Origin of the sequence: Psychromonas marina (assembly GCF_030161115.1) — a bacterium.
GTDB classification, from domain to species: domain Bacteria; phylum Pseudomonadota; class Gammaproteobacteria; order Enterobacterales; family Psychromonadaceae; genus Psychromonas; species Psychromonas marina.
On the sequence record NZ_BSPQ01000002.1, the window covers coordinates 447,645 to 473,356 of the forward strand.

At 39.8% G+C, this 25,712-nt stretch carries 23 protein-coding genes; 10 read left to right on the top strand and 13 right to left on the bottom strand.

What is annotated here, in order from left to right:
* Positions 1–37: 37 nt before the first annotated feature.
* Both QQK09_RS06195 and QQK09_RS06200 read right to left on the bottom strand, forming a co-directional pair.
* Positions 38–970: a LysR family transcriptional regulator gene (locus tag QQK09_RS06195; protein ID WP_284203244.1), complete on the bottom strand. Its 933-nt coding sequence runs from the start codon at positions 968–970 to the stop codon at positions 38–40.
* 241 nt (positions 971–1,211) lie between these two features.
* Positions 1,212–2,309, bottom strand: a complete 1,098-nt coding sequence (locus QQK09_RS06200; RefSeq protein WP_284203245.1) for a calcium:cation antiporter — start codon at positions 2,307–2,309, stop codon at positions 1,212–1,214.
* Between the two features lie 455 nt (positions 2,310–2,764).
* Here QQK09_RS06200 and QQK09_RS06205 point away from each other — a divergent pair, with 455 nt between their 5' ends.
* Positions 2,765–4,522: a sodium:solute symporter family protein gene (locus QQK09_RS06205; protein WP_284203246.1), complete on the top strand. Its 1,758-nt coding sequence runs from the start codon at positions 2,765–2,767 to the stop codon at positions 4,520–4,522.
* A gap of 802 nt (positions 4,523–5,324) precedes the next feature.
* Here QQK09_RS06205 and QQK09_RS06210 read toward each other — a convergent pair.
* A complete protein-coding gene (locus QQK09_RS06210) occupies positions 5,325–6,215 on the bottom strand; it encodes a pseudouridine synthase (protein ID WP_284203247.1) in 891 nt (296 codons plus the stop codon).
* Between the two features lie 376 nt (positions 6,216–6,591).
* Here QQK09_RS06210 and QQK09_RS06215 point away from each other — a divergent pair, with 376 nt between their 5' ends.
* The 5 genes from QQK09_RS06215 to QQK09_RS06235 all read left to right on the top strand — a co-directional run bounded on the left by QQK09_RS06215 (position 6,592) and on the right by QQK09_RS06235 (position 12,773).
* Entirely contained in the window at positions 6,592–7,275 is a 684-nt protein-coding gene (locus tag QQK09_RS06215; RefSeq protein ID WP_284203248.1) for a response regulator transcription factor, read from the top strand.
* A gap of 9 nt (positions 7,276–7,284) precedes the next feature.
* Positions 7,285–8,712: an ATP-binding protein gene (locus QQK09_RS06220; protein ID WP_284203249.1), complete on the top strand. Its 1,428-nt coding sequence runs from the start codon at positions 7,285–7,287 to the stop codon at positions 8,710–8,712.
* Positions 8,713–8,795: 83 nt separating this feature from the next.
* Complete coding sequence (locus tag QQK09_RS06225; protein WP_488803500.1) at positions 8,796–9,527, top strand: YbhB/YbcL family Raf kinase inhibitor-like protein; 732 nt, start codon at positions 8,796–8,798, stop codon at positions 9,525–9,527.
* Between the two features lie 42 nt (positions 9,528–9,569).
* Positions 9,570–10,808 (top strand): efflux RND transporter periplasmic adaptor subunit, encoded by a 1,239-nt coding sequence (locus tag QQK09_RS06230; protein WP_284203484.1) that lies wholly within the window; start codon positions 9,570–9,572, stop codon positions 10,806–10,808.
* Between the two features lie 3 nt (positions 10,809–10,811).
* Complete coding sequence (locus QQK09_RS06235; protein WP_284203251.1) at positions 10,812–12,773, top strand: MacB family efflux pump subunit; 1,962 nt, start codon at positions 10,812–10,814, stop codon at positions 12,771–12,773.
* Positions 12,774–12,938: 165 nt separating this feature from the next.
* On the opposite strand, the gene QQK09_RS06240 is transcribed toward QQK09_RS06235, so the two are convergent.
* The 5 genes from QQK09_RS06240 to QQK09_RS06260 form a co-directional block, all read right to left on the bottom strand.
* Positions 12,939–13,592 (bottom strand): Qnr family pentapeptide repeat protein, encoded by a 654-nt coding sequence (locus QQK09_RS06240; RefSeq protein WP_284203252.1) that lies wholly within the window; start codon positions 13,590–13,592, stop codon positions 12,939–12,941.
* A gap of 255 nt (positions 13,593–13,847) precedes the next feature.
* Positions 13,848–14,471, bottom strand: coding sequence for a pseudouridine synthase (locus tag QQK09_RS06245; protein WP_284203485.1), 624 nt, complete (start codon positions 14,469–14,471; stop codon positions 13,848–13,850).
* Between the two features lie 137 nt (positions 14,472–14,608).
* Positions 14,609–15,913, bottom strand: coding sequence for an inosine/guanosine kinase (locus QQK09_RS06250; protein ID WP_284203253.1), 1,305 nt, complete (start codon positions 15,911–15,913; stop codon positions 14,609–14,611).
* Between the two features lie 334 nt (positions 15,914–16,247).
* The gene (locus tag QQK09_RS06255) at positions 16,248–17,468 is read right to left on the bottom strand and encodes a GGDEF domain-containing protein (RefSeq protein WP_284203254.1); all 1,221 of its coding nucleotides are present in this window, start codon (positions 17,466–17,468) and stop codon (positions 16,248–16,250) included.
* Positions 17,469–17,887: 419 nt separating this feature from the next.
* Positions 17,888–18,385 carry a GNAT family N-acetyltransferase gene (locus tag QQK09_RS06260; RefSeq protein ID WP_284203255.1) on the bottom strand — a complete coding sequence of 166 codons (498 nt, stop codon included), beginning with the start codon at positions 18,383–18,385 and terminating at the stop codon, positions 17,888–17,890.
* Positions 18,386–18,586: 201 nt separating this feature from the next.
* Between QQK09_RS06260 and QQK09_RS06265 the strand changes: the two genes are divergently transcribed.
* Both QQK09_RS06265 and QQK09_RS06270 read left to right on the top strand, forming a co-directional pair.
* Positions 18,587–18,853, top strand: a complete 267-nt coding sequence (locus QQK09_RS06265; RefSeq protein WP_284203256.1) for a DUF3081 domain-containing protein — start codon at positions 18,587–18,589, stop codon at positions 18,851–18,853.
* A 137-nt stretch (positions 18,854–18,990) separates the two neighbouring features.
* Positions 18,991–19,965, top strand: a complete 975-nt coding sequence (locus QQK09_RS06270) for a YheT family hydrolase (RefSeq protein WP_284203257.1) — start codon at positions 18,991–18,993, stop codon at positions 19,963–19,965.
* 58 nt (positions 19,966–20,023) lie between these two features.
* Here QQK09_RS06270 and QQK09_RS06275 read toward each other — a convergent pair whose 3' ends face one another.
* The 4 genes from QQK09_RS06275 to QQK09_RS06290 form a co-directional block, all read right to left on the bottom strand.
* On the bottom strand, positions 20,024–20,353 hold the full coding sequence (locus QQK09_RS06275) for a hypothetical protein (protein ID WP_284203258.1): 330 nt from the start codon (positions 20,351–20,353) through the stop codon (positions 20,024–20,026).
* Positions 20,354–20,399: 46 nt separating this feature from the next.
* Complete coding sequence (locus tag QQK09_RS06280; protein ID WP_284203259.1) at positions 20,400–20,759, bottom strand: hypothetical protein; 360 nt, start codon at positions 20,757–20,759, stop codon at positions 20,400–20,402.
* A 247-nt stretch (positions 20,760–21,006) separates the two neighbouring features.
* A complete protein-coding gene (locus QQK09_RS06285) occupies positions 21,007–21,429 on the bottom strand; it encodes a VOC family protein (RefSeq protein WP_284203260.1) in 423 nt (140 codons plus the stop codon).
* A 199-nt stretch (positions 21,430–21,628) separates the two neighbouring features.
* Positions 21,629–22,210, bottom strand: coding sequence for a phosphoribosyltransferase (locus QQK09_RS06290; protein ID WP_284203261.1), 582 nt, complete (start codon positions 22,208–22,210; stop codon positions 21,629–21,631).
* 127 nt (positions 22,211–22,337) lie between these two features.
* On the opposite strand from QQK09_RS06290, the gene QQK09_RS06295 reads away from it, so the two are divergent.
* Together QQK09_RS06295 and QQK09_RS06300 are read left to right on the top strand one after the other, a co-directional pair.
* Positions 22,338–22,919: a phosphoribosyltransferase gene (locus tag QQK09_RS06295; protein ID WP_284203262.1), complete on the top strand. Its 582-nt coding sequence runs from the start codon at positions 22,338–22,340 to the stop codon at positions 22,917–22,919.
* Positions 22,920–23,176: 257 nt separating this feature from the next.
* Positions 23,177–24,370, top strand: a complete 1,194-nt coding sequence (locus QQK09_RS06300; RefSeq protein ID WP_284203263.1) for a DEAD/DEAH box helicase — start codon at positions 23,177–23,179, stop codon at positions 24,368–24,370.
* A 97-nt stretch (positions 24,371–24,467) separates the two neighbouring features.
* Here the strand turns inward: QQK09_RS06300 and QQK09_RS06305 are convergent, their stop codons facing one another.
* Entirely contained in the window at positions 24,468–25,682 is a 1,215-nt protein-coding gene (locus tag QQK09_RS06305; RefSeq protein ID WP_284203264.1) for a pyridoxal phosphate-dependent aminotransferase, read from the bottom strand.
* Between the last annotated feature and the right edge of the window lie 30 nt (positions 25,683–25,712).

Consider the following 25,712-nt stretch of genomic DNA (forward strand, 5'->3'; position numbering starts at 1 on the left):
GTTGTATTTTTTAAGGTTGGGTTGTTACAGAATAAGATTAAACTGGCTCATCTAATTGTTGAAAATAACGCTGAATGGTTTTATCTAGCAGTTGACTCAATGGTTCATTGCGTTGAGTTTGTAAATATCCTCCAAGGATTTTAATTGAAGTTAATGATACTGGTGATGGAGGTAAAGGATATGATGCTAACTCATCGTCCATTTCTGCAATGTAAGTGCTACCAAGTATAATCATTGAAGATTGCTTTAAGGTATCGAAGAGTAATGGAACGCTATGTGTCACTAACCTTATATTTGCCTTGTAACCATGGTATTCATATAGAACCTCAATAGGGGTATGTTTACTAATAATACCATCAATGACGATACGACCGAGTGGCAGGTGATGAATATCATTCCACTCATAAGGCTTGCTAAGTATTGGGTGTGATTTTTTAGCGACAATTGATAATGGGATGTTTTTGAGCGTATAACTGTATATATCTTGTGGCAGAGAATAGTTGTCTAGTTGGATAAAATAGTCGCACTCTCCATCTAACATTTTGGTGAGAGATTGCTGTTGCCAGTTTAAAATTTTGAATTTTGCGTTAGGTAGCACCTTACCTAGCAATGTAATAATATCTCTACCATGTACTTCCAAAAGAAATACGTTCATGAAAATACATATCTCTCTATCAAAACTCAGAGGATCAAAGCCTTGGTATTTATCAACCGCTTGTAAAACAGGTGCTAACATCATCTTAGTCGCATCAGCTAACCCCACGGCTAGCTTAGAGGGTTCAATGCCATATGCAGTGCGGATAAATAATTGTTCACCGAATGTTTTTCTTAGTTTAGCTAAGCCTCGACTAACACTTGTTTGTGAAATGCCTAATTGCTCCGCCGCAGCGTGAGTATTACGTGTTTCAACGACGACGCGCAATAATTTAAGTAAATTTAAATCAAGATCATCGAGTTTATTTCTCATCATGGCATTCCTGTATAGTGCTTGTTATTGCTCATTACTAACTAATATTCAGAAGTATATATTAGCGCATGCACTAGCGGCTTTATTGTTGCGGTAAATGGAGGAATATTAAAAATAACCTTTAGTAATGAATGAGACATTTTTAGCATCTCATCAGCATAAAGTGAGCAGAGGTTGTCATGGGAAGGCACTACATTAAAAAGCCTAGTGAGAGGAGAATAGATTCACTAGGCATTGGGCTAAATTAGGTTACATCGAACATTAAGAACAGGTATACCGCAAAAAGTAACAAGTGTGTCACACCATATAAAGAGTGGGTCCGTCCACTACTAAAAGTCACTTTTGCGACCATTAAACTGGTGACAAGCAATACCATTTCTGAAGGTGACAGGCCGAGTATGACTTCCTGACCGGTGAAATAACTAATGGTTAATACCGCTGGCACTGTTAATGCAATAGTCGCGAGTACCGAACCAAAATAGAGGTTCATGGTGCGTTGTAAGTGGTTATGTAATGTCGCTTTAATACCTCCTACCGCCTCAGGAGCCAGCACTAAACATGCGACTAAGAAACCACTAAGTGCAATCGGCGCACCCATTTCAGAAACGCTATAATTAATGGGTAGCGCCAATATTTTTGCTAACACAATGACCACGGTTAAATACGCTAGCAACATAATGGTATGGTATAAGTTGCTGCGTGTTTCGCCAATATGGTGCTCTTCATCAAGTGCATTTTCATCAATAAAAAAGTTGCTGTGACTTTTAGTTTGAGTTATCAAAAATACCCCATATAACACCACCGACATGATGATTAACATCCATGACATACTCGGTGATAAGCCTCCTACGCTGCCACTTACGGTGAAGTTAGGTAAGACTAAACAGATGATGGCAAGCGGAATGATCGCGACAATATAGGACTTAACACCATTAAGGTTAAAGGACTGGGTGTGAAATCGCTTGCCACCAATCAATAGGCTTAACCCCACTAATCCATTTAAAATAAGCATGATAACGGCAAACATGGTGTCTCGTGCCATTGTTGGATTTGGCTCTCCGGTTAACATTACTGATGAGATCATGACGACTTCTAAAGAGATCACCGCTAACGTCAGTATTAATGTGCCGTAGGGATCACCGAGTTTAATGGCCAACACATCAGAGTGGTGAACGACTCTAAATATTACCCATGTAACGATCGCAAGTAATAGCAATGAGGTGGGTATATACAGTGACATTGTGGTTGTCTCATTAAGCAGTCCCTCCCCACCAAACTTGAAAAATAGAATGGTTAGGATCCCAAGTAGTAATACCTTTTCTTTTTTTAATAGGATTAACATAGTTTACCTTTGTCGTTATCAAGTCGATTAAATATTTTTATAAGCAACATATTATCGCTTTACGAGTATAAAAATAGGAATCGAAGAAATTCATTTTTGCACGCAAAGAGGGGGTAGGTTTACCGTTGAAAATGATCGACAGATCTGATCCAAAGTAACGCTATATTGGATATTCAATATCGAGATGGAAAATCTTTTCTATAAATAGCAGCTTCAAATATGAATCATCGAAATTCATGTTGCATCACCGAGTTAGTTAATAAAATAACGGCAGAATTATCTAACTAACTTACAAGGTATTAAGCATGCTTATGAATTGCCCCACAGACCCATTGCCGGTTGTTTACTGTAGCGATATTTGTTTTGACTCCGGATTATATGACCCATTGTTGTCTGTGATTTCACCTGCATCACTTTTGATGCCAACCTTTACCGCTTCTCTAGAGGACTAACTAATGACTATCGATATTTTTGTTGTTCTCGCCTATTTTGTTTTCTTAATTGCAATAGGTTGGATGTTTAGAAAATTTACAACTTCGACAAGCGATTATTTCCGTGGAGGCGGTAAAATGCTGTGGTGGATGGTAGGTGCTACCGCCTTTATGACTCAATTTTCTGCATGGACCTTTACCGGTGCTGCAGGGCGAGCATTCAGTGATGGGTTTGTAGTCGTTATTCTGTTTTTAGCTAATGCATTTGGTTATTTATGTAATTATCTTTATTTTGCTCCAAAGTTTCGACAACTTCGTGTTGTCACTGCTATTGATGCTATCCGCATGCGTTTTGGGAAAGTATCAGAGCAGTTTTTTACATGGGCGGGTTTGCCCGATAGCTTAATTTCTTCGGGAATTTGGCTGAATGGTCTGGCTATTTTTGTCGCGGCTGTTTTTGATATTCCGATGGAAACAACCATTGTAGTGACGGGTCTTGTGTTAATGCTGATGGCTGTAACAGGTGGTTCTTGGGCTGTTGTCGCATCTGACTTTATGCAAATGTTGGTTATCATGGCAGTGACGATTACTTGTGCCATCGCAGCTTATTATCACGGTGGTGGTATCGGTAATATTGTTGCTAACTTTGAAGGTGATTTCTTCATTGGTAATAACTTAAACTACATGAGTATCTTTGTGCTTTGGGTGGTTTTCATCTTTATCAAGCAATTTGGTGTCATGAATAACAGCATTAATGCTTATCGATTCTTATGTGCAAAGGACAGTGAAAATGCGCGTAAGGCTGCGGGATTAGCCTGCGTGTTAATGCTTGTTGGCCCTCTTATTTGGTTCCTTCCACCATGGTATGTCGCTGCATTTATGCCTGACTTTGCAGCAGGTTATGATGTTGGTGCTGATGCTGCTTATCTTGCATTCGTTCAAAAATTGATGCCTGCGGGAATGGTTGGTTTATTGATGGCAGCTATGTTTGCGGCAACGATGTCTTCAATGGACTCTGGCCTTAACCGTAATGCGGGGATTTTTGTTATTAATTTCTATAGTCCGGTGCTTCGTCCTCAAGCATCAGAAAAAGAGTTAATGACAGTAAGTAAACTAACCACTGTTTTAATGAGCTTTATTGTTATTGCAGTCGGTCTATTTATCAACTCACTGCGTGATTTGAGTTTGTTTGATATTGTACTTAATGTTGGTGCATTGATTGGCTTCCCTATGTTAATACCTGTCTTACTGGGTATGTGGTTCCGTAACACGCCAGACTGGTCAGCTTGGGCAACGTTAATTGTGGGTGGCTTTGTCTCTTACATTTTTGGTTTTTCAATAAATGCGAATGACATTGAAAACTTCTTTGGTTTAGAGCAAGCGCTAACAGTACGTGAATGGGCTGACTTGAAAGTGGCATTAACATTAGCTGCGCATGTTGTATTTACGGGTGGTTTCTTCGTAGCGATAGCGGCGGCTTATAAAGGTCGAGTATGCCGCACGGCCGACCGTGAGTCTGAAGTGACTGAACTGTTTAAAAATTGGAATACGCCAGTGATTGCTGATTCTGAAGATCAACAAGATCTTGATACGAAACAGCGTAGCATGCTTGGTAACCTCATTTGTGTGGCTGGCTTTGGTATCTTAGCCATGGCACTTATTCCTAATGAGCCGATGGGGAGAATGTTATTTTTAGTCTGTGGCACAATCGTGCTAACAGTGGGAGTGTTACTTGTGAGCGCTGCTAATAAGGGCGATAAAAAAGTACTATTGCCACAATAAGCATTCATTTATATTAGCTTAAAATAAAATACCGTAAGGTGTGGTTACTATTACCACACCTTACATTGCTAGCTAAATGATAAAATTTATAAACAAAAACGAGCTCAACCATTTGAACATCACCCGAAAAATAATTCCAAAATAAATCAGACACAAACTCACCGAATTCAACAAGATTAATGCCTAACCCGACATTAGGATGTACATTGTTGTCCACCTCAAAATATCTATCACTCGAATTTTCATGTAAATAACCAAGGCCAATACTTGCATAGGGAGAAAACTGCTCTCCCGATTATTGCGTCACAGGATAAATACTATTAAAAGTGTCATTTTGATAATCGATGCTCATGTCGGTGCATTACGTATAATTAGTATTTATACCAAAGGAATTAATAAAGTGCTCATTCTTGCTGGTTAAAATTATCCCTAACTGCGTTGTGAGTTTTATTCCGAACATCCTGTTATCCACCACTGTGTGGCCAGCTAAAGCTGTTTAAAATCGTTCCATACGATTTTATGAAGTGAGAACAACTATTAAAGAATTAAAGTCTTTAATTTAATTCTCCGATAGAGGATTAACGGAGTTAATCTCTCGAAAGGCTGCAACTCACGCCTTATTAGTAATAATTTTTCCTACGCAAACTCTGATCACCTATTAAATTCCATTGGTATTACGAAGACGCAAACACATTTACAGGCAATGGGTATAGGCGAGAAGGGGCTAACATTACCTACTGCAGTGAAATATTTTCAATAATATTTAATTTAACCGACTAATTTGATTAACAGTTAATTGTTATTATTTTAATAGCAAGTTACTGTCATCACTAAAACGTCTTGTTTGTTGGGTGACCGGATCAATAAATTCAATTTTCTTTGCGAGTAGCTGTAATGGGGTCGTATAGTTATCTGCGCTAAGGGGTTGTAAATGAGGATAGTATTTATCATTCAAAATTGGCCAACCAAGTGCTTGCATATGAAGGCGTAATTGATGCGTTTTCCCTGTAATCGGGGTTAATTCAAATAACGATTGCTCCGCTGATTGTTTCACACATCGAATGCTTGAGTGGCTATTGGCCTCTCCGTCGGTGATGCACATGCGAAATTTCGGATTAGATTGTATGAGGCGATTTTTTACTTCCCAGGTTTTGCCTACTAGGCTTTCTTGGCTATTAGTTCGCGCTATTGCTTGGTAGGTTTTGTCTATTTTCCGCGTCTCAAATAAGTCATGGTAGCGATGGCGGGTGGTCGGGTTAACGGAAAAAATCACCAAACCGGCCGTTACTCTATCTAAACGGTGCACAGCTTGTAAGGTATTAATTGCAGTGCTTTGTCGTAAACGGTTTTGTAAACATTCATTGACATATTTTCCCCCGGGTACCACAGGCAAAAAATGTGGTTTATAAGCCACTAATAGATGTTCATCCTGAAATAAAATACGCTCTTTAAAAGGAATCAGGGGTTCGCTTTCGACTTCTCGGTAATAGTAGATGCGTTGTTGGGGTTTAAAAGGGGATTGTCTTGTAATGAGTGAACCATCATGGCAGTGAACTTTTCCTGCCGCGATACGTTTCTGCCAAACCTGAGCATCAATATAGGGAAATTTAATGATCAAATACTCCAACACTGTTGATACGCCTGGGTTTTTCTGCGGTAAGCTCAGCTTTGAAGGTTGATCTGCAATTATCATGTTGTCGGCCAAAATTAGAGATTATAACATGGATTAAGTATCCGCTTAGATTAACCCAACAGGGGGAAATGGATCTGCGTTTACAACTAAAGCGCGGCATGATAAATATGACAAAGCTGTCATTCTTCTCATATTCATTGCAAGTAAGTTACCTCCGGTGAGATACTTTAAAGTGTTATCTAAATAAACCGATGCTGCGTGGCGATGTTCGCTTATTTCGGTGTTAACGCATCCTACAATAGCTATTTAGTGTTGGTCGTTTTCCTTGAACGACACAAATTAATCGCAGGCTATCATGTAAAGTATTAACGGATTGATATTTAATAATAATGCAGCTCCATTATCTACAATAGAGAGCATCTAAGGAGTAAGCCCAATGAATATATTGCTTGTTGAAGATGAACAAAAAATTGCGGATTTTATCTGTGAAGGTTTACGTGAAAAAAAATTCATGGTGGCTCATTGTGCTGATGGTGAGCAGGGCTATAAGGTTGCAAGTAACCATAAATTCGATGCTATTATTCTTGATATTGGTCTCCCCGGTCGTGATGGATTAGATATTCTTCGTTCGCTTCGTGAAACGGGCTCTGATACTCCTATCATTCTGCTTACTGCACGAAATGAACTTGGGGATCGTGTTCAGGGGTTAGAGATGGGCGCTGATGATTATTTAGCAAAGCCGTTTTATGTAGAAGAGTTGAGCGCTCGCCTTAATGCGTTATTGAGACGTCATGAAGGCCCTGCAAAACATATCGTTGAAGTTGGCTCACTGCAGCTTGACTGTATCACTCGCAGTATCAATTGTGACGGGCAATCGGTTGAGTTGACCAGTCGAGAGTTTAGTTTGCTCGCGTATATGATGCGTTCTCCCAATAAAATATTAACACGAGGTCAACTGTTAGAGCATGTGTGGGGCTACGATTTTGATCCCTGTACTAATGTTGTCGATGTCTGTATTAAGCGGATTCGCGGTAAGATCACTTCATTAGAAAGTGCGGGCAGAATGATTGGTGCTATTGAGTCGGTTCGAGGTACGGGCTATCGCCTGAGCCCGCGATGAGGTTATAGAATGTATTTTCGTACACGTATTTTTTCTATCTCAATTTTAACGGTGAGCGCGGTGCTAGCGGTTGTTATTTCGCTTAGTTGGTCACGTATTATGAAGGTCGAGCTTGAGCACCTTGATTCACGTCTGTGTATGGAAGTAAAACGTATCACGCGTATGCCTAGCAACCTTCTATCTATAACTCCGGTGCCCGATTCAGCGCATAAGGATCAATCTGGGAGCCGTCTTATTGATGATTTAGTGAATAAGTTACGCATTAACTCCGCTAGCGATTTACTGATTCTTGTTGAATCCAGTGAACACGGGGTACTAACTGAATCACAGGGGGAAGACGTACAACAAATTATCAGCACATTAAATTGGCAATCTGCTGACCCATTAGAAGTGATAGCGGGAAAACAAACCTCTTCCCGTTGTCAGTTAGTTTTCTTTACGCATCAGAAAAATCGATGGCGGGGCAGTTTTTTTCAAGGGCAACAAGCACAAAGTTTTCTTGCTGTCGATGTGTCGGCCACAACCAGTGATTTAGAAAGTACCTTACAATCGGCGATGATCGTTGTTATCCCTTTTTCTCTACTGCTCAGTATTCTTGGTGCATGGTTCATCACCACTAATACCACTCGACCTATAAAACGGCTACACCAATCCATGCAGTTGGTCACACAAAAAAACTTCAACCATCGCTTGCCCGCGCATAAAGAAGATCAAGAGTTCACCGTTCTCATCAATGCATACAATACGATGCTGGATCGCCTTGAAGATAGTTTTCAGCAAGCCTCTCGCTTTACTGCTGATGCTGCACATGAGCTAAAAACTCCGCTGACTATTTTAAGAGGAAAGATCGAGCAAGCGGTTATCTCTGAAAATTCATCACAATTAGACTTGAATGCCATTCTTGATGAAGTTGGCCACCTTTCTGCGATCACTCGTAAGTTACTACTGCTTTCTCAAGCAGACTCGTGTTCGATGGCGTTGCATCTTGAAGCGATCAATATGGCCGAATTGCTAGATGAATTGACCGGTGATATGGAACTATTGTCCGATGGGCTCGTTCTGCATTGTGAGATAGAACAGCCCTTATATTTTAAAGGCGATATCGTCTTATTGAGGCAGTTGTTAAATAATCTACTGGTTAATGTGATACGTTATAGCCTTCAAGAAAAAGGTGTCACCATTGAAGCTAAACGAAGCGACGACGTTATTGAAGTGCTTATTAGTAACTTTTGTGTCGCGATGAAAAGTGAGGTGCGGGAGCAATTATTCGATCGCTTTTATCGTGGGGAGCCTGAACAAATGCAAGGTATTTCCGGTAGTGGGCTTGGTTTAAGTTTAGCGCGCGAAATTGCCCGCGCACACGGTGGCGATCTTACCCTTCAGGCAAGCAAGGAAGATGTTGTTGTTATGCGATTATCGCTACCCACAGTTAAATGACAACATTGTCATCCATCTCTACAGGCTAATTGATAAGATTAAAGCAACTAAAAAGTTACTTTAATTCCTAAAGAGATTGGTCCATGAAGATAAAAAACATTGTCCCCCTAGTGAGCATCTTATTTGTCTCATTTCCCACTCAAGCCGATCATTCTCTCACACTCAGCAGTTCTGAATTTTCGGATAAAGGACTGATGCCGGCGAAATATACCTGCGAAGGAGAGGGGATCTCGCCTGCGTTAACTTGGCGCGGACTGCCTGATGGGACTCAGTCTCTGGTTATGATTATGGACCATCAACCTGACGCGAAACCTATCAGAAATAAAGAAAGTGATCCCCAATTCAATGCGGCGGTTCAAGACACAAGCAGATCACTACACCCACTTAGAACTGCACCTTTTGAAGGACTGCATTGGTATTGGAGTATGTACAATATTCCGATGCATGTTTCTACTGTTGCTGGTGGGGAAACCGTCGGCACACTGGGTAGCAATTCAGTCAATCATAAAGAGGAATACGCACCTCCCTGTTCGAGAGGACCTGATTTAAAAACCTATACCTTTCACCTGTATGCACTTGCACAACCTTTAGTATTTAAACCATCAGAGGAAGTGTCTGCTGCACTGCTACGGGAAAAAATGCATGGTTTAGTATTGGATTCAGACAGCATGGCTGTGGGATTTGAACGACATTGCCAAACGCCAGCAAAGCCTCATTTGAAGCAGAAAAAGTTACCGCAACAAGAGAGAAAGCCCGCTTCGCTATTACCACTTTGTGAAAAGCCAATGAACACGCTTACCTCTGTGAATGACTAAGATAAATTAGAGAGCTATATGAAGAGCTATATGAAAAACAATATTAAAAATAACATCAAGAAAACCTTACTAGTGATCCTTATTTTCACTGCGATTGCAGCTGGTATTGGATATCAATACACCATGAAGCAGCAGGTTCAGGATGTCTTTATTACCGATCTTGTTAAACGCGGAAATATAGAAAGTGTGGTGCTAACCAATGGTGTTTTATACCCCTCTAAATTGGTGAGTGTGGGTGCTCAAGTATCAGGGTTAATAGCAAAACTGGATGTTAAGTTAGGTGATGAGATAAAGCAGGGGGATTTGATTGCGCAAATCGATAACCTAACGCAACAAAATACGATCAAAGAAGCACAGGCTTCACTTAAGAGCATTAATGCGCAATTGAGAGCCAAACAAGCTCAAATCAAAGTGGCGATGTCTGAATTTAAACGTAAGAAAACAATGCTGGTGGATGGCGCGACCTCGCAATCTGAATTTGATTCGGCAGAATCTATATTGGCAGTGTATCAGGCAGATTTAGATCAGCTTAAAGCAGAAAAAGAAAAAGCAATTATTAGTGTCGACACTGCACAACTCGATCTAGGCTACACGACTATTGCATCACCGATTGATGGCACCGTGATTTATGTCTCCGTCGAAGAGGGGCAGACGGTGAATAATAATCAAGGCACACCGAGTATTATTGAATTGGCACAATTGGATGTGATGACCATAAAAGCGCAGGTTTCTGAAGCCGACATTATTAATGTTCGAGCAGGGCAAGCGGTCTATTTCACGATATTAGGGGCAACTAGCAATCGATATCAAGGCGTATTACGCGCTATTGAGCCCGGTCCAACCCTGTTGAATGGAGATGATAGTGCATTAAAGATTGGTGATGATGAGGCGATTTATTACAACGCCTTGTTTGATGTAAAAAATCCAGATAATTTATTACGTTTTGGGATGACTGCACAGGTCTCTATTATATTGGAAAATGCAGCGGATACATTACTCGTTCCATCACAGGTATTGGTTGAATTACCCGGCGCGAATCCAACTTATCAAGTACCAGTGAAAATAAATAATCAGATTGAGTATCGTGATGTGGAAGTGGGTATTAACAATAAAATATATGTACAGATACTCTCAGGCCTCAATGAAGGTGATGAGGTTGTTCTCGGTAAATCATCTACGAGTGATGAGGTATTTTCGAGCTTATCGATGAACAGTTTGTCAGGTGCGAGTCTGAGTGGGCAGGGTGGTGGCGGACGAGGCCCTGGTTCAGGTAAGGGGTAACTTATGGCTGAAGCACTGTTAAAACTTGTTGGTGTCACACGTTCATTTACCGCTGGTGATCAAGCCTTGACGGTTCTGAAAGAGGTTAATTTTCAGATCAACCGTGGTGAAATGATTGCCATTATTGGCGCATCTGGCTCGGGTAAATCAACATTAATGAATATTTTGGGCTGTTTGGATAAACCCAATAAAGGCAGCTACTTCATCAATGGGCAAGATACATCAACCATGGGCGAAGATGACTTAGCCGCATTGCGACGCGAGTACTTTGGTTTTATCTTTCAGCGTTATCACCTTTTGGGGGATCTCACCGCGCTAGAAAACGTAGAAGTGCCTGCTTTATACGCCAATGAGGGACCACATGAACGTCAGGAAAAGGCAACAAGGTTATTAACTCGTCTTGGTTTAAGTGATCGTTTAGATCATAAACCAGGGCAGCTTAGTGGTGGTCAACAACAACGAGTAAGTGTTGCCAGAGCGCTGGTGAATGGCGGTGATGTGATTCTGGCCGATGAGCCAACGGGGGCATTAGACAGTCGCAGTGGCGAAGAGATGATGGAACTGCTGCGTGAGCTACACGCTGATGGCCATACGATTATTTTGGTTACCCATGACCCGCAGGTGGCCGCTTTTGCAGATCGCATTATCGAGATCAAAGATGGAGAGATCATTGCTGATAAGCAAACACGTCCTGAGAGCAAGATAAATGAGTTGAATAGTGCTAAGAAAAACACTGAACAAAAAAAGCCAAATGAAACATTTCGTATCGGTTACACCCGTTATATTGAAGCGTTAAAAATGGCATTGATTGCGATGGCTAATCACCGTTTGCGTACGTTTTTAACGATGCTCGGCATTATCATTGGCATCGCCTCAGTCGTCTCTGTTGTTGCATTGGGTAATGGCTCACAACAAACAATTCTGGATAATATTTCTTCAATGGGCACTAATACTATTGAGATAAAACCTGGCACAGGGCGTGGAGATCGTCGTTCTGGTCGAGTGCGATCCCTCACCGCAGAGGATGCGAACGCCCTTAAAATATTACCCTTTGTCGATAGTGTTACCCCCACGGTGAGGGCAAATGTGGCGATTCGTTATGCCAGTGAAACCGTGACTGGTTCGGTGCAGGGAGTTGGGACTGAGTATTTCCGTGTACGTGGTTATAGCTTGGCGCAAGGGCAATATTTTAATGAACAGAGTGTCGATTCGTTGGAGCAGGTTGCTGTTATTGATGCGAACACCAAACAGGAACTCTTTTCTGATGGTGAGGCGTTGGGGCGTGTTATTTTCCTCGGCAAGCTGCCTGTTCGTATCATCGGTGTCACCGAACCCATTGAGAGTGTGTCTGATAATAGTGACGAACTTAATATTTGGGTACCTTATACCACGGTATCTGGACGTATTTTTAGGCAAAACTATGTCAGTGATATTACCGTCCGGATTGATGAAAATGTATCGAGCGAAGTGGCAGAGCAGGGCATCATTAGTTTACTTACGATGCGTCATGGTGTTGTTGATTTCTTCACTATCAATACCGATACAATTCGAAAAAGTATCGCTAAAACATCTAATACGATGACGCTGCTTATTTCAGCTATCGCGTTTATCTCGTTATTAGTGGGCGGAATTGGCGTCATGAATATCATGTTGGTCTCTGTCACAGAGCGAACTCGTGAGATAGGGATAAGAATGGCTGTTGGGGCGAGGCAGGCGGATATTATGCGTCAATTTCTTATTGAAGCGATGCTGGTTTGCTTTTTGGGTGGAGCGTTGGGAGTCGGGCTTGCTTATCTTATTGGTATTGTTTTTCACTACACGAGTAGTGATTTATTGATGATTTATTCAACGTCATCGATTATTGCCGCATTCGCTTGTTCGACATTAATTGGTGTTTTGTTTGGTTTTCTGCCCGCTAGAAGTGCCTCAAAACTTAACCCGGTTGATGCACTTTCTAGAGATTAAAGGTAATACCATTCCACATAATGTTGTGGAATGGTGTTCTAGTTTAGCTATATCAGGCACTTATTTATAGGTTACTAAGACCTGTCATTACTTAATAACTTCTACGTTGAAATTTGCTTAAGAATTACCGATAGTGCCTATAATACGCTGATATAGTTGCTTTGGTTAGCCTGGTAAAACAACAATACCAAGTGGCTCTAACAACTGCGCTTGTTGCCATTCACATATTTTGACTCCATTTAGATTTACCCTACGTGGATCCAACCCATAAAGCTCACAATAACTTAAGTCACAATACTGCAGATCAAATTGCTGCCAACTATCTTCTGAAAACTCTCCTCGACTTAAGTCAGATCCTTTAAAGGAAGCCTGTTGTAAATTAGCGCCTGTCCAACGGTTTTCAAACAGATCGCACTTTTCAATACATTGTCTTTCAAAGTTCGTATAAGACAAATTACAGCCGGTAATATAAACCGAACAAAAGTAACTTTGGTTTGAGATGCGGTTTACAAAGCTTGTTTTTACAAAACTTGCCCCTTGTAAATCACACTCTCGAAACTCTGCACCAAATCCATTCGCCCCTTGAAAGTTAGCCATACCGAGTTTGCAGTTTTTGAAACTCGCATCACGTAAGTCAGCATAATTAAATTGGCAACCAATGCTATCTCCCGCTTCAATAAATTTACAGTTTATAAATGTTGCATCTCTTAAATCTGTGCGACTAAAATTACACTGATAAAATCGACAGTTTTCAAAAATTTCGTCCTGTAAATTTTGCTGTGAAAAGTCATGTTCGTAATAGGTTTGGTTGCTGCTCATTCGTGTTCTCCCAATTGATATTTCACAAGATTAACACTGTAAAAGCATAAAGATCCAATTTATTAACTCCTTTAAAATCAACGTATTAAACACCCCTTAAATTGCGATTATAAGGCGCCTAGAAGACAGTTTAAGCGATTTAAAGTGAAGGGGGGGAACCGACATATGAAGAAGTTTTTTATAATACAGCTGAATTAGGTCATTTTTGATGGTAAATTGCTGAGAAACCATCGTAATTAGTTCTTATTTTTAGTTTTAGTAACGATTGAGTGCGGCATCAAAACTGTTTAGTTTAATGACATCGCCGGCATTCATATTATCAATATGGATATCACCAATGCGAACTCTTACTAGCCTTAATGTGGCAAATCCAACCGCGGCAGTCATTTTTCTTATCTGACGATTTTTACCTTCACAAAGTGTAATTGATATCCAGCTCGTTGGGCCGTGTCTTGGATCGCGAATTTTACGACCACGTGTGGGGAGTTGAGGTTCATCAAGTAATGCTGAAACTTTGCAGGGGAGGGTTAAGTATTTACTACCATTAATACCAATTTCAACACCATTTTGTAGTTGCGATATTGCTTGGTCGGTGATCGTGCCATTAACTTGTACATAGTACTCTTTTTCAATGCCTTTACTTCTTACCTGATAACTCATCATGCCATCTGTGGTAAGTAACAGTAACCCTTCAGAGTCGTGGTCGAGGCGCCCAATAGCCATGGTTTTATCAGGAAAATTAAATAACTCACCCAATAGGTGCTTTTTTTTGCGTGGTTCAGGGACAAACTGACTTAAAAAACCATAGGGCTTAAATATCTTGAAGTGCTGATCTGCTATTGACTCATCACGTTCTATTAAACTATTTTCCGGGAGCATTGACATGAAAGATGACCTTCGAGGTAAATCAGGGTAAGGGGGATGAGGTTAAACTAATCGCATGGTTAATTGCATCGCTCATGCAAAGCACTTTTAAATTGCTGTACATGAGCTGCAAAAATAGATGCTAAGACAGCTTAGCGTTCCCAGTAAGCTTCTTCTAAACTATCTTCTTTTTCTGGTAAGCCACGTGATAATCGAGGGCTATGTTGAGCAAGTACCTCATAAGCAACACGGTTTGCGTATTTACAAATTTGTGAAAATGATGAGTAACATAAGCCATGATTAAGGTGCTTACTTGAACTCGGGATATTGAGTTTATGAAAGTCATTAGACGCTAAATCATGTAACAATGCCGATAATGCTGCATCGCCAGCACCATTAGTATTGCGGATAACTTCTGGACCGCCCATGAAAGGGGGAATATGTGCATACACTTTAAGGGGAGCTTCACAGATATGCTTTAGCATCGGTCGAGAAAATTCATAACGATTAAATTCAGGTATTTGGCCAGGTAAAAGCGTGTGTGTTGTTTCGCGTTTAAGACTTTCTTCTGTATAACCTGCCATATATAGTCCTAGTGGACCTGCCGTTGTTAATACTAAATCACAAAGTTCTAAGGCTGCTTCACTGGCTAATAACGGGTCGGCAAAACCGGTTAATGCTTGCCCCTCATCTTCATTCATTGCTAACACATCAACATTATTCTTAATAAAATCTCGCCACCATTGTGGGTCACTTTCAATCAAAAATCGTGTGCCGAGAGTTAATACAACAGGAACATTTGCTTGCTTTGCATACTCAACGGCTTGCAGTGCCGCAGCGGTCATTTGATCACCTTCGCTAGCACGCATTAAATAGGCGGTTAATACCAGTGCTGAAGCACCTTGTACTAACTCTTTATTGATATGTTCAGGGCTAAGTTGGTCCATTGCACCCTTGCTGATCGCAAACGTACGTTCGCCATCATCTGAAATTAGGGTGAAACAGCGACCGATAGGGCCATCCACAGGTTGTAAGTGATTTAAATCAACCTTAGAAGAGGTATCACATAGATAGCGATACGCATAACTGCCAATTGCAATATTCTTGCTCATTACACCAAATAATACTGATTTAGCATCTGCCAATGTTGAGTAATTATGGATGGTGTTACCAATGGTGCCCCCGGCAAATTCACCACTAATGAGCTGTTCATTTTGTAACTCGGTATATAAGTTATGTGCAGCTTGATCATCAATGAGGGTTGAGTTTCCTTTCATCAGTGAATATTTACTAATTAGCGATTCATCTACTTTCGCTTCTATATCAACTAAAATTTGATCAATACCAGCAATGTAGCTTGAAGTCTTAACAGGCTCTGGTCGTAAACCAGTTAATAATGGATCATTGTTGTTAACGGGAAAATAATGCTTAGATTTACGCTGGCCGGGAAACTTCATTTGCTACTCACTTAAATTATCCAACACAGTTAACGATATTTGATGTCACTGGTTGGCTTTCAGGATAAGGGTTAAAAAAGCGCAGAATACTAACACAATCACACAAAAAATATATGACTATATGAAGTAAAGCACATAGGCCGAAATTAGTAATTAATAACAGGTTGTTAAAAACAGCTATATTATCAATGCTTTTATGCGCTAATGGCCCGATTAACGCTTTATGATGATTTTTACACTGTTCTTGAATATACCACTATGAAGGGGTGACTGGTTACTTAATCATGGCATCATGTACTACTAAGAAGTAACCAGTAAACGGGTATTGATGCTGTTAATGCTTGCCTATCCTAACTCTGTTTCGACCTGCTAGTTTAGCCTCATACATTGCGTTATCCGCTGCTTTGAACATATCTTGTATACTATTTTCTTGCCCTGCAAAAAAGGGGGCAACACCAAAACTGCAGGTCACGTTTATTGCCATTGGGAATGGCAATTCACTGATATTTTTTCGCAACGTATTAGCGATACGAAGCGCATTATATTCAGTAGTGTCAGGACAAAAGATAACAAACTCTTCCCCTCCCCAACGTGCCACATGATCGCTATTACGCATATTATTTTGTAGATGAGTCGCTAATGTCGTCAGTATTTCATCGCCGACTTCATGCCCGAAGTTATCGTTAATTTTTTTGAAATAGTCAATATCAAACATTATTAATGAATAGACACTGTTTGGGTTCGCCTTCATCTGCTGTAATAATTCGCTGGTTCCTGCTCTATTATATAACCCTGTGAGTGCATCTGTTTTTGCCAATAATTCAAACTCATTTTTTTGGATACTTAAGAAGGAGTTGATATCTTCAAGGTTTTTAGTCTCTAAGTGCTTTAATTTTAAACTCTCTGATTGTTGATAAATATTGATCAAACCATGTACGGAGATTAATGCGAGCCACATTAAAATAATCAAAAAATATAAACTTTTGGCACTTATCCATTTACCGCTAAATTGCAAGTTTTTCAACGTGATATCAACCGTACGTAATTGATGGCTATCACCTGTCGCGATGCTTAAGCCAATGACATTATCAATCTTGGGTCTAGCTGCTTCTCCGGTTGCTTTATTTTGCAATATCCACCATGAGGGAACAAAAAAATGTGCTAAGGGTAATTTATAATGACTCGTTCCTGAAGGTGGTAATATAGTTGTCATATTACTTTTGTTGGCAATAATATAGCTACCATGCTTCGTTTTTATCTTCTGATCGGCGTTGACGAGGTAGACAAGTACCGTATCTTGGCTCGTCGTTTGGTACCCTAATTCGAGTGATAGATATTTAAATTTTTCGAGGTTGATGCCTGCACTTCTGTCTTCTGTGAGCACTAAGTCGAGACTACAAAAAGGCCATGCATCTGATGCTTTTGTTTCGCAGTGGAGTTGTGCGCCTTGTTCATTCTCAACCAAAGACGCGTTAGAGTTACCATTATTAATGACATCACTGTTTGCGAATACACTTGGCGTCGTTTCTGGATATATATTTAGCACTTTATTCATACCGTAATCTTGCCAAATGATTAAAACTAAAGACATAACGGCAACGAAAAAATAGATGTTCTGTAAGTGAGGAACGATATATTTTTTTACATTATTTGAAGCTTGTTGGTTCATAAAATCAAGGTCTGCAATTGTGCTTGTATTGTTTATTGCATTTACAATGCATAAACGAAAATATTGCTAAGTTGTATCAATGTCTATTTCAGTGTTTTTAATAAACGTAATTTAATAAAAAAGCAGATATTGAAAACCTAACAATTAAAAGAGTATTTGTGCAGTAATCTGCATATAAGTCATTATATTGTTTAAGGTTTATTATCGCAACCTGCTGACTGTGTGTGATTTTTATGTGATCCTAACTGATTTGAAATAATTGCACGCGAGTCCGATGTAGGCTCCGTGCTCATCAAACAATCGTTCTAATTAGGGTGATATTGCGCCATGATGGTCATATCTTGATAGTGATTATTATAAAGTCGGGCATTCTTTTTCACCCCTTCAATTTGAAAGTGATGTTTGTTATAGAGCTTGATTGCGGCTGCATTATCAGAAAACACTTCTAACTCTAGGCGCGTTAATTGCTGCTCCCAAGCATGAGTTATTGTTTTTTCTAACAGTTTAGAGCCAATGCCTAATCCCCGAAAAGTAGAAAGAACGCCCATACCAAGGTGCCCAACATGGGTCATGGTATTTCTTTCTAATGGGATAATGTCAGCCCAACCTATTACGCGACCATCCAGAACGGCGACAAACTGTGCATGATTGTGTGCAATATTATTGCGTACGAAATTAACCATTTTTTCATAGGCTGGTGGCGTGGTGGTAAGTAAATAGATCCCTTCGCTTGCCACGCTGCAAAGCGCATCGTAAAAACCTTGGATATCTGTTTCCTGAATCTGTCTAATTTCAATATTCATAACCCTTCCTTGACGCTATAAAAACAACTTAATTATATGATTTATAAATATTAATGTACCATCTCTGTGATTACAAAACCTGATTTTTACTTAACTTTTTAGAAAATATCAATTGATTTTTTGATGGGAATCGGTGATTGAAATTGATCCTTTGGTTTGTTTAATTCGTATATAACGATTCAACACTTGATAGGAGCTGTTATGTATTTAAATCGGTTAAAAAAGCAGAATATGTTGCAAGTTTTTAATTTAATTACGACTAAAGGTAATAAGCTTGATGGTGTTTACGAGTTTTCAGGTATTCGTGCATCCCATGATTTTGATGGCTATACCTGCTGGCTCAGTTATAAAGACTTAACGATTAGTCTGTTATTTCATGGCGCATATGACTTTGACTATCAAGATAAAGAAACCCTAGAACTGTTTTTTAAGAAGGTATCGAGGTTGTTGGGTGAAAGTAATGCTTAATTAAAAATACCAATACTTTTAAATCTCAAAGGAATCAATATTTTGTTAAGGTTAATGAAAGTGCATTAAATATGGGATAATGTGGCAATATACTTTTACATATTATCCTTTATATATCATCAAACTTGTAGGTAACAGTGAAACCATTTAAACCCGCCAAAGGCCTTAGTAATCGCCACTTACAGTCAATACTTTCTAGTTCTGGGCCACGCAAAATACTTGAAAAAGGGCGTGCTAAGCAGTTATTAAAAACTACCAAGCAACATATAATCACTACCCCTCAGGGGGTTAACCTACTGGGGTTCCTCTCTAAAACGAAACAAAAAACCAAAGGCTTGGCGATTATTTTACATGGCTGGGAGGGCTGCGCTGACTCGTTATATGTGCTTTCTAGTGGACAACGATTGTTAGATGATGGTTTTGATGTGTTTCGTTTAAACTTTCGTGATCATGGTGATAGTCATCATCTTAATAAAGATCTTTTCAATTCGACACTGCTACAAGAAGTAGTGGAAGCGGTTAAGCTACTTTGTAAAGAATTTGGTGGCAAACATAACGTACTTTGCGGTTATTCTCTCGGCGGAAACTTCTGCTTACGGGTTGCTAATTTGGCGAAACAGGAGCAACTAGCTCTACATCAAGCGATTGCGATCTGTCCGTTATTACACCCGCCAACCACGATGGATATGCTCAACAGTGGTTTCCCTGTTTATGAAAAATATTTTGTCAAAAAATGGAAACGTTCACTGTTTAAAAAACTACAGCATCATAACCACTTTAATTATGGCGATGCGCTAAAAAAATTAACCACATTAGATCAGATGAATGAACTTTTTGTTAAAGGTTATACCCCTTTTACAACAACTAATGATTACTTTGAAGCTTATTCCATACTGGGTGACGGTTTGCAAAAACTCGCTATTCCAACAACCATTGTTACCTCATTAGATGATCCTATTATTCCAGCTAAACAATTTAACAGTTTATTTCATTCTCCGTGGTTGACCATCGAAGTACAGGAGCATGGCGGACATTGTGCGTTTATCAAAAATTGGAAATTTGAGAGTTGGGCTACCGATAGAATATCGGAGTTAGTCGCGACAGGAGGTTAATAGTGAATGAAAAAATTATTTCACTTATTGCCATGGTCATTTCAAAGGTAGGTTTTTGTTATTTACCAAGGCGATAAGCATCTATCGCACTGACAACCCATACTACGCTCATCACATAAACGTTGAGGGTTAATGTCTGACCTTCTGTATCGGAAAGAATCCCTGTTAATGCATCTGTTATCGCAGCTATATCGAGTGGAATATAGCCATTTTCAATCTGTGTGATTACTTGATTGGTTTTAGTGACAATTTCATCAAGCAAGAAAAGCAGAGGAACAGAAAAAAGGACTGCAAACATGCAGCCCACAAGGTGTCTTTTTAGGAAGAAATGACCGCTGCCGGGGTAAAGTAGCGTTGAGAGTAATAACGCTTTTACTGATCGATTCATGCTCTGTTCCTAAATATAGGGGGTGTCGTGTGAAGGTAAAAGCGCTTTATGCTTTTTTCTCTTTTAAACGGTAAGACTTTACTTTAACCAGTGTGAAAATTTGCCAAACAGCTAACGGGAAAAATACAAACCCGACCGCAATACCACTGTTCACATAATTCAATATCAAGCTGTTTTGTTCTTCATATTCGTTTAGTTCTCGTATCGCCATGTAGGGAAGCAAAACGAGGGGTAATGCAACGATAACAATCGGGAAAAGTGCACCTAAGAATATGTCGATAGTGGCAGCGTTGGGGTTTGCACTTGCCATAGACACCATGTATACCGATAAAATAATGGCGAGAAGCGCACCAAATATTATTTCGACAATGAGCGATCTTTTTAAATACAGAATTTTATTGTCCATCAAAGTAATCCTTTAAAATTTAATGCGACGTTAATGATCAATAGTAAGTCGTTGCATCGGGTAGTGTAATTAATGCTGAAGTAGCCCATCAATTTGAATAACGGTAGATGTTACCTGAAGTTAGAAAAATGCGAAATACTAAAAAACGTATTTAATACATTCACTTTAATAAATAAGCAGCAAGGGGATTTTATTCGTTAGCGTGGGAAGCCGATATAAAACGTCACCTCTCTGAGCTGTTGTTAATTTAATTGTCATAGAAACGAATCTCAATAATATTACCATCAATATCATTAAAATAGGTCGCGCATGGCGCTTTTCCTTGGGCTCCGAAAACATGCTCTCCTGCTGAAGTCAGTTGTACGCCACTGCGATTAAGCCTTTCGATAATACAATCATACTCTTGTTGTGTTAATGATAAACATAAGTGATTAATCGGCATACCACCTGCGTTAGCCGTCGTTCCCGTTGATTTTTGAACGAGTGTTAATAGCGAACCATATTCCATAATATCTAGGATAGTTTTATCGTTAATACGTACGCTAGGGAACAATACTTCACCTGCGTAGAACGCTTTTTCGCGTTCGGCTTCAAAGCCTAAGGTGTTGACATAAAAATGCAGCGAATCTTTGGCGCTCTTAACCCAAAGCACAACATGGTCAATATCCATTTTTTTCTCCTATTTATTGATTGCAATTGTGGTGCACGATCAGCATAAGCGCTACTTTCATTATTTATCGAAAATCGATCATATTGAATGGTTTATATTTTTAGATAGAGAAGGGGAGTGCAAGCTTATTTAATCAAAAAAGCAAACTAGATAGTTTGCTTTGGATAAAGAACGCGTTCATCAAGGGGGATTTAATGAACTATTCTTGGTCGTTGTTTGGTAGATGAGACTTTATAATTTCATATAAACGCGGACGGTATTGTGCGATCTCTTCATTGGACAGGCCTTCTAAAGAGTGCGGGTATTTTAACCAGGCGTCCGTCTCATGAATAAAGTAGTCCGGTGTGCGATCGGTTTTATTACGTGTCGGTTTATAATACGGTACGGCAACACGTACATCTTTTGGCATGTTCAGACGAGTTTGTTTACGTAGCTCATCAATAATTGCTTCAATTGAACGGCCTGTATCAAACACATCGTCAACCAGTAATAGTTTGTCGTGCTGTTGGATATTATTAACCAGATAGTTAAGGCCATGCACGCGGACTACTTTCGCTTGTTGATCGATTTCTGCTGCATAAGAGGAGGTGCGAATCGCGATATGATCTGATTTTACGCCGTGTACCGCTAAAAATTCTTGAACGGCGATACCGATTGGTGCGCCACCACGCCAGATTGCTACGATGAAGGTGGGTTTAAAGTCACTATCTAGCACTTTTCGTGCGAGAGCATATGAATCTTCTAATAATGATTGCGCTGTTAAGTACTGTTTGTCTGCCATATTAATTCCATTGAACAGGGATATAAAGCCACTAAGTCTTGAACAAATAAGATGTTTATGTTCTAATTTGCGGCCTAAATTGTCGCAAATATACCACAATATGTTGGTCATTTCTTGGTAAAAAATCGTGAAAAAAATATTTTTAGATGAAGACTCATTAATCGAACAATCCTTTGAATTAGCTACCCAAATTATGGCGAGTGACTTTAAACCTACCTTTATTGTTGGTTTATGGCGCGGAGGTAGCTCTGTTGGTATTTATGTACAAGAGTGCCTGCAAACATTAGGTGTGAAAACTGACCATATCTCAATTCGTACTTCATACGGTGGTATGGATAGTTACCAGCAAGAGAGCGACAACAAACAACCGATTCGCGTGCACGGTTTAACCTACTTAGTTAAAAAACTAAACGCTGATGATAAATTGCTTATTGTTGATGATATGTATCGTAGTGGTAAGAGTTCAGAAGCGGTGATCAGTGCATTAAAAACAAGATTAAGATGTAATATGCCTAGTGATGTGCGTGTTGCGACAGTGTGGAAAAAATCATCTGTAGAAACCACTTGTGAGCCGGATTATCACGTTCATGCCACCGATGATTGGGTTGTTTTCCCTTATGAACTTCAAGGGTTATCACTCGACGAGATTAAAGAGCATAAGTCTTTTGCTCATAATTCGGTAGACCCAACACGGTTTATTGAAAGTTAGACTGCTGCTATCTACTTCACAACCATATATGTCATGTTAACATTACATATATGGTTGCTATAACCATTAACGACACTTCAACATAACCCTACTATCTGTCCCTATGTCCAATGTACCTTGCGTATTTATGGTCATACAGTTTATATAAATCACACCTTTAGCCTTAATCAGCTAATGTCTAAAATACAAACAAATCAGAAAAACAGTGATATACTGCACAGCTATTTATATTTATTACACTAAAACAGAGATTTAAAATGCCATTTTCTAAACTTGGATTAAGCAAGCCGATTCTACAAGCAATTACTGAGCAAGGTTATGAAACACCGACGCCAATCCAAGCGAAAGCAATTCCTATTATTTGCAAAGGCAAAGATATTATTGCTGCAGCACAAACAGGTACCGGTAAAACGGCTAGTTTTGTGTTACCTATTTTACAAAATCTACAAGATGCGCCTGAAGTTCGAGCGAAACGTATTCGTGCGCTTATTTTAACGCCAACCCGTGAGTTAGCGATTCAAGTTGAAGAGAATGTACAAGCCTATAGCAAGCATCTTTCTCTAACGTCACTGGCGATGTATGGTGGTGTTGATGATGAGCCACAAAAAGCGGCGTTAATCGCAGGTGTAGATATTCTAGTTGCAACACCAGGTCGTCTACTTGATATGTATACGCAACGCGCTATCCATTTTGATGAAGTGGAAGTATTGGTATTAGATGAAGCGGATCGCATGTTAGACATGGGGTTCATTGCTGATATCAATAAAGTCGTTGAAAAGCTACCCGAAAAACGTCAAAACCTACTGTTCTCTGCAACTATCTCTAAACAGGTACGTTTCTTAGCGAAAACCATTCTTGAAAACCCGTCTGAAATTACCATTAAATCAGAGTTATCTAAGCCTAAAATTAATCAGTGGTTAATTCCAGTTGATAAAGATAAAAAGTCAGCTCTATTAAGTGAATTGATGCAAGAACATCAATGGCCACAGGCACTAATTTTTATCGAAACTAAACGTGGTGCAGCTAAATTAGTAAGCCAACTTGAAAAACGTGGTATTAAAGCGGAAGCGTTTCACAGTGGCAGAAGTCAGGGCGCTCGTGAACAGTTACTTGAAGATTTTAAAGCTGGTGAGCTGCAATACTTGATCGCAACGGGTGTTGCTTCTCGTGGTATCGATATTGATAACTTAAACTTAGTTATAAACTATGATCTACCTGATCAAGCAGATGATTACGTTCACCGCATTGGTCGTACGGGTCGTGCTGGCGCAACCGGTGAGGCGATCTCATTTGTATCTCGTGATGATTTCAGAAGTTTATGTTACATCGAAAAACGTATCAATGAGATTATTGAGCGTAAAGTGATTGCTGGTTTTGAGCCGCGTGCTGAGATTCCTAAATCTGACCTTAATTGGAAACCTAAAAGCGCACCTGCAAAGCGTAGAAGGTAAGTTATAGATAGCCCTACGGGTTATTAGTATCAAAAGGCTCGTTAGTGATGTTCACTAACGAGCCTTTTTTGTTTTTAATAACTTTATTAAAGAATGCTTATTGACGATACCCGTCTAAGAAGTTACCGATTTTAGTGATCGCTGTGGTTAATTCGTCCATACGTGGTAAACAGACAATTCGGAAGTGATCCGGTGTATGCCAATTAAAACCAGTCCCTTGCACAATCAGAATTTTTTCCTGCATTAACAAATCCATCGCAAAACGTTGATCATCTTTAATGTTGAATTTTTTCTGATCTAGTTTCGGGAACAGATACAGTGCGCCTTTGGGTTTGGTACAAGTGATACCAGGAATATCGTTAAGTAGTTTCCAAGCACCCTGAGTTTGGTCGTATAAACGTCCACCCGGTACGATTAATTCGTTAATACTTTGGTAGCCACCGAGTGAGGTTTGAATCGCATGCTGCATCGGCACGTTGGCACATAAACGCATACTCGCAAGGATCTCAATCCCAGAGATATAATCTCGTGCTTGGCGTTTAGCGCCACTGATCATCATCCAACCAACGCGGAAACCACATACGCGGTAGGCTTTTGAAAGCCCATCAAAGGTCACAATTAAAATATCATCAGCAAGTGTTGCTAGAGGGATATGTTTTGCTTCATCGTAAACGATCTTAGAGTAGATCTCATCGGAGAAAACAATTAGGTTATGCTGACGAGCAAGTTCAACAATCTGCTCTAATAACTCTTTTGAATAAACCGCACCCGTTGGGTTATTTGGGTTTATTAAAACAATACCTTTGGTCTTAGAGGTGATTTTAGATTTAATATCATCAATATCTGGAAACCAATCCGATTGTTCATCACAGATATAATGTACCGCTTTACCGCCAGATAGGTTAGTTGCCGCCGTCCACAATGGATAATCAGGTGCAGGTACCAGTAGCTCGTCACCATTATTAAGTAAGGCCTGTAGTGACATTACAATCAGTTCACTGACGCCGTTACCGATGTAAATATCGTCGGTGTCGAGTGATAATAAGCCTTTCGCTTGGTAGTGTTGCATGACCGCTTTACGCGCTGAAAATAGACCTTTGCTGTCGCAGTAACCTTGGCTTTGTGGTAGATTTTTTATTACATCCATCAATACCTCTTCTGGGGCTTCAAAACCAAAAGGGGCGGGATTACCGATGTTCAATTTTAAGATGCGTTTGCCTTCTTCTTCTAATTTTTGGGCTTGTTTAAGTACAGGCCCACGAATGTCGTAACACACATTATCTAATTTGAAGGATCTATTGATGGAATACATGGCAACCTCGAAAAATAAAACGGCAAACAG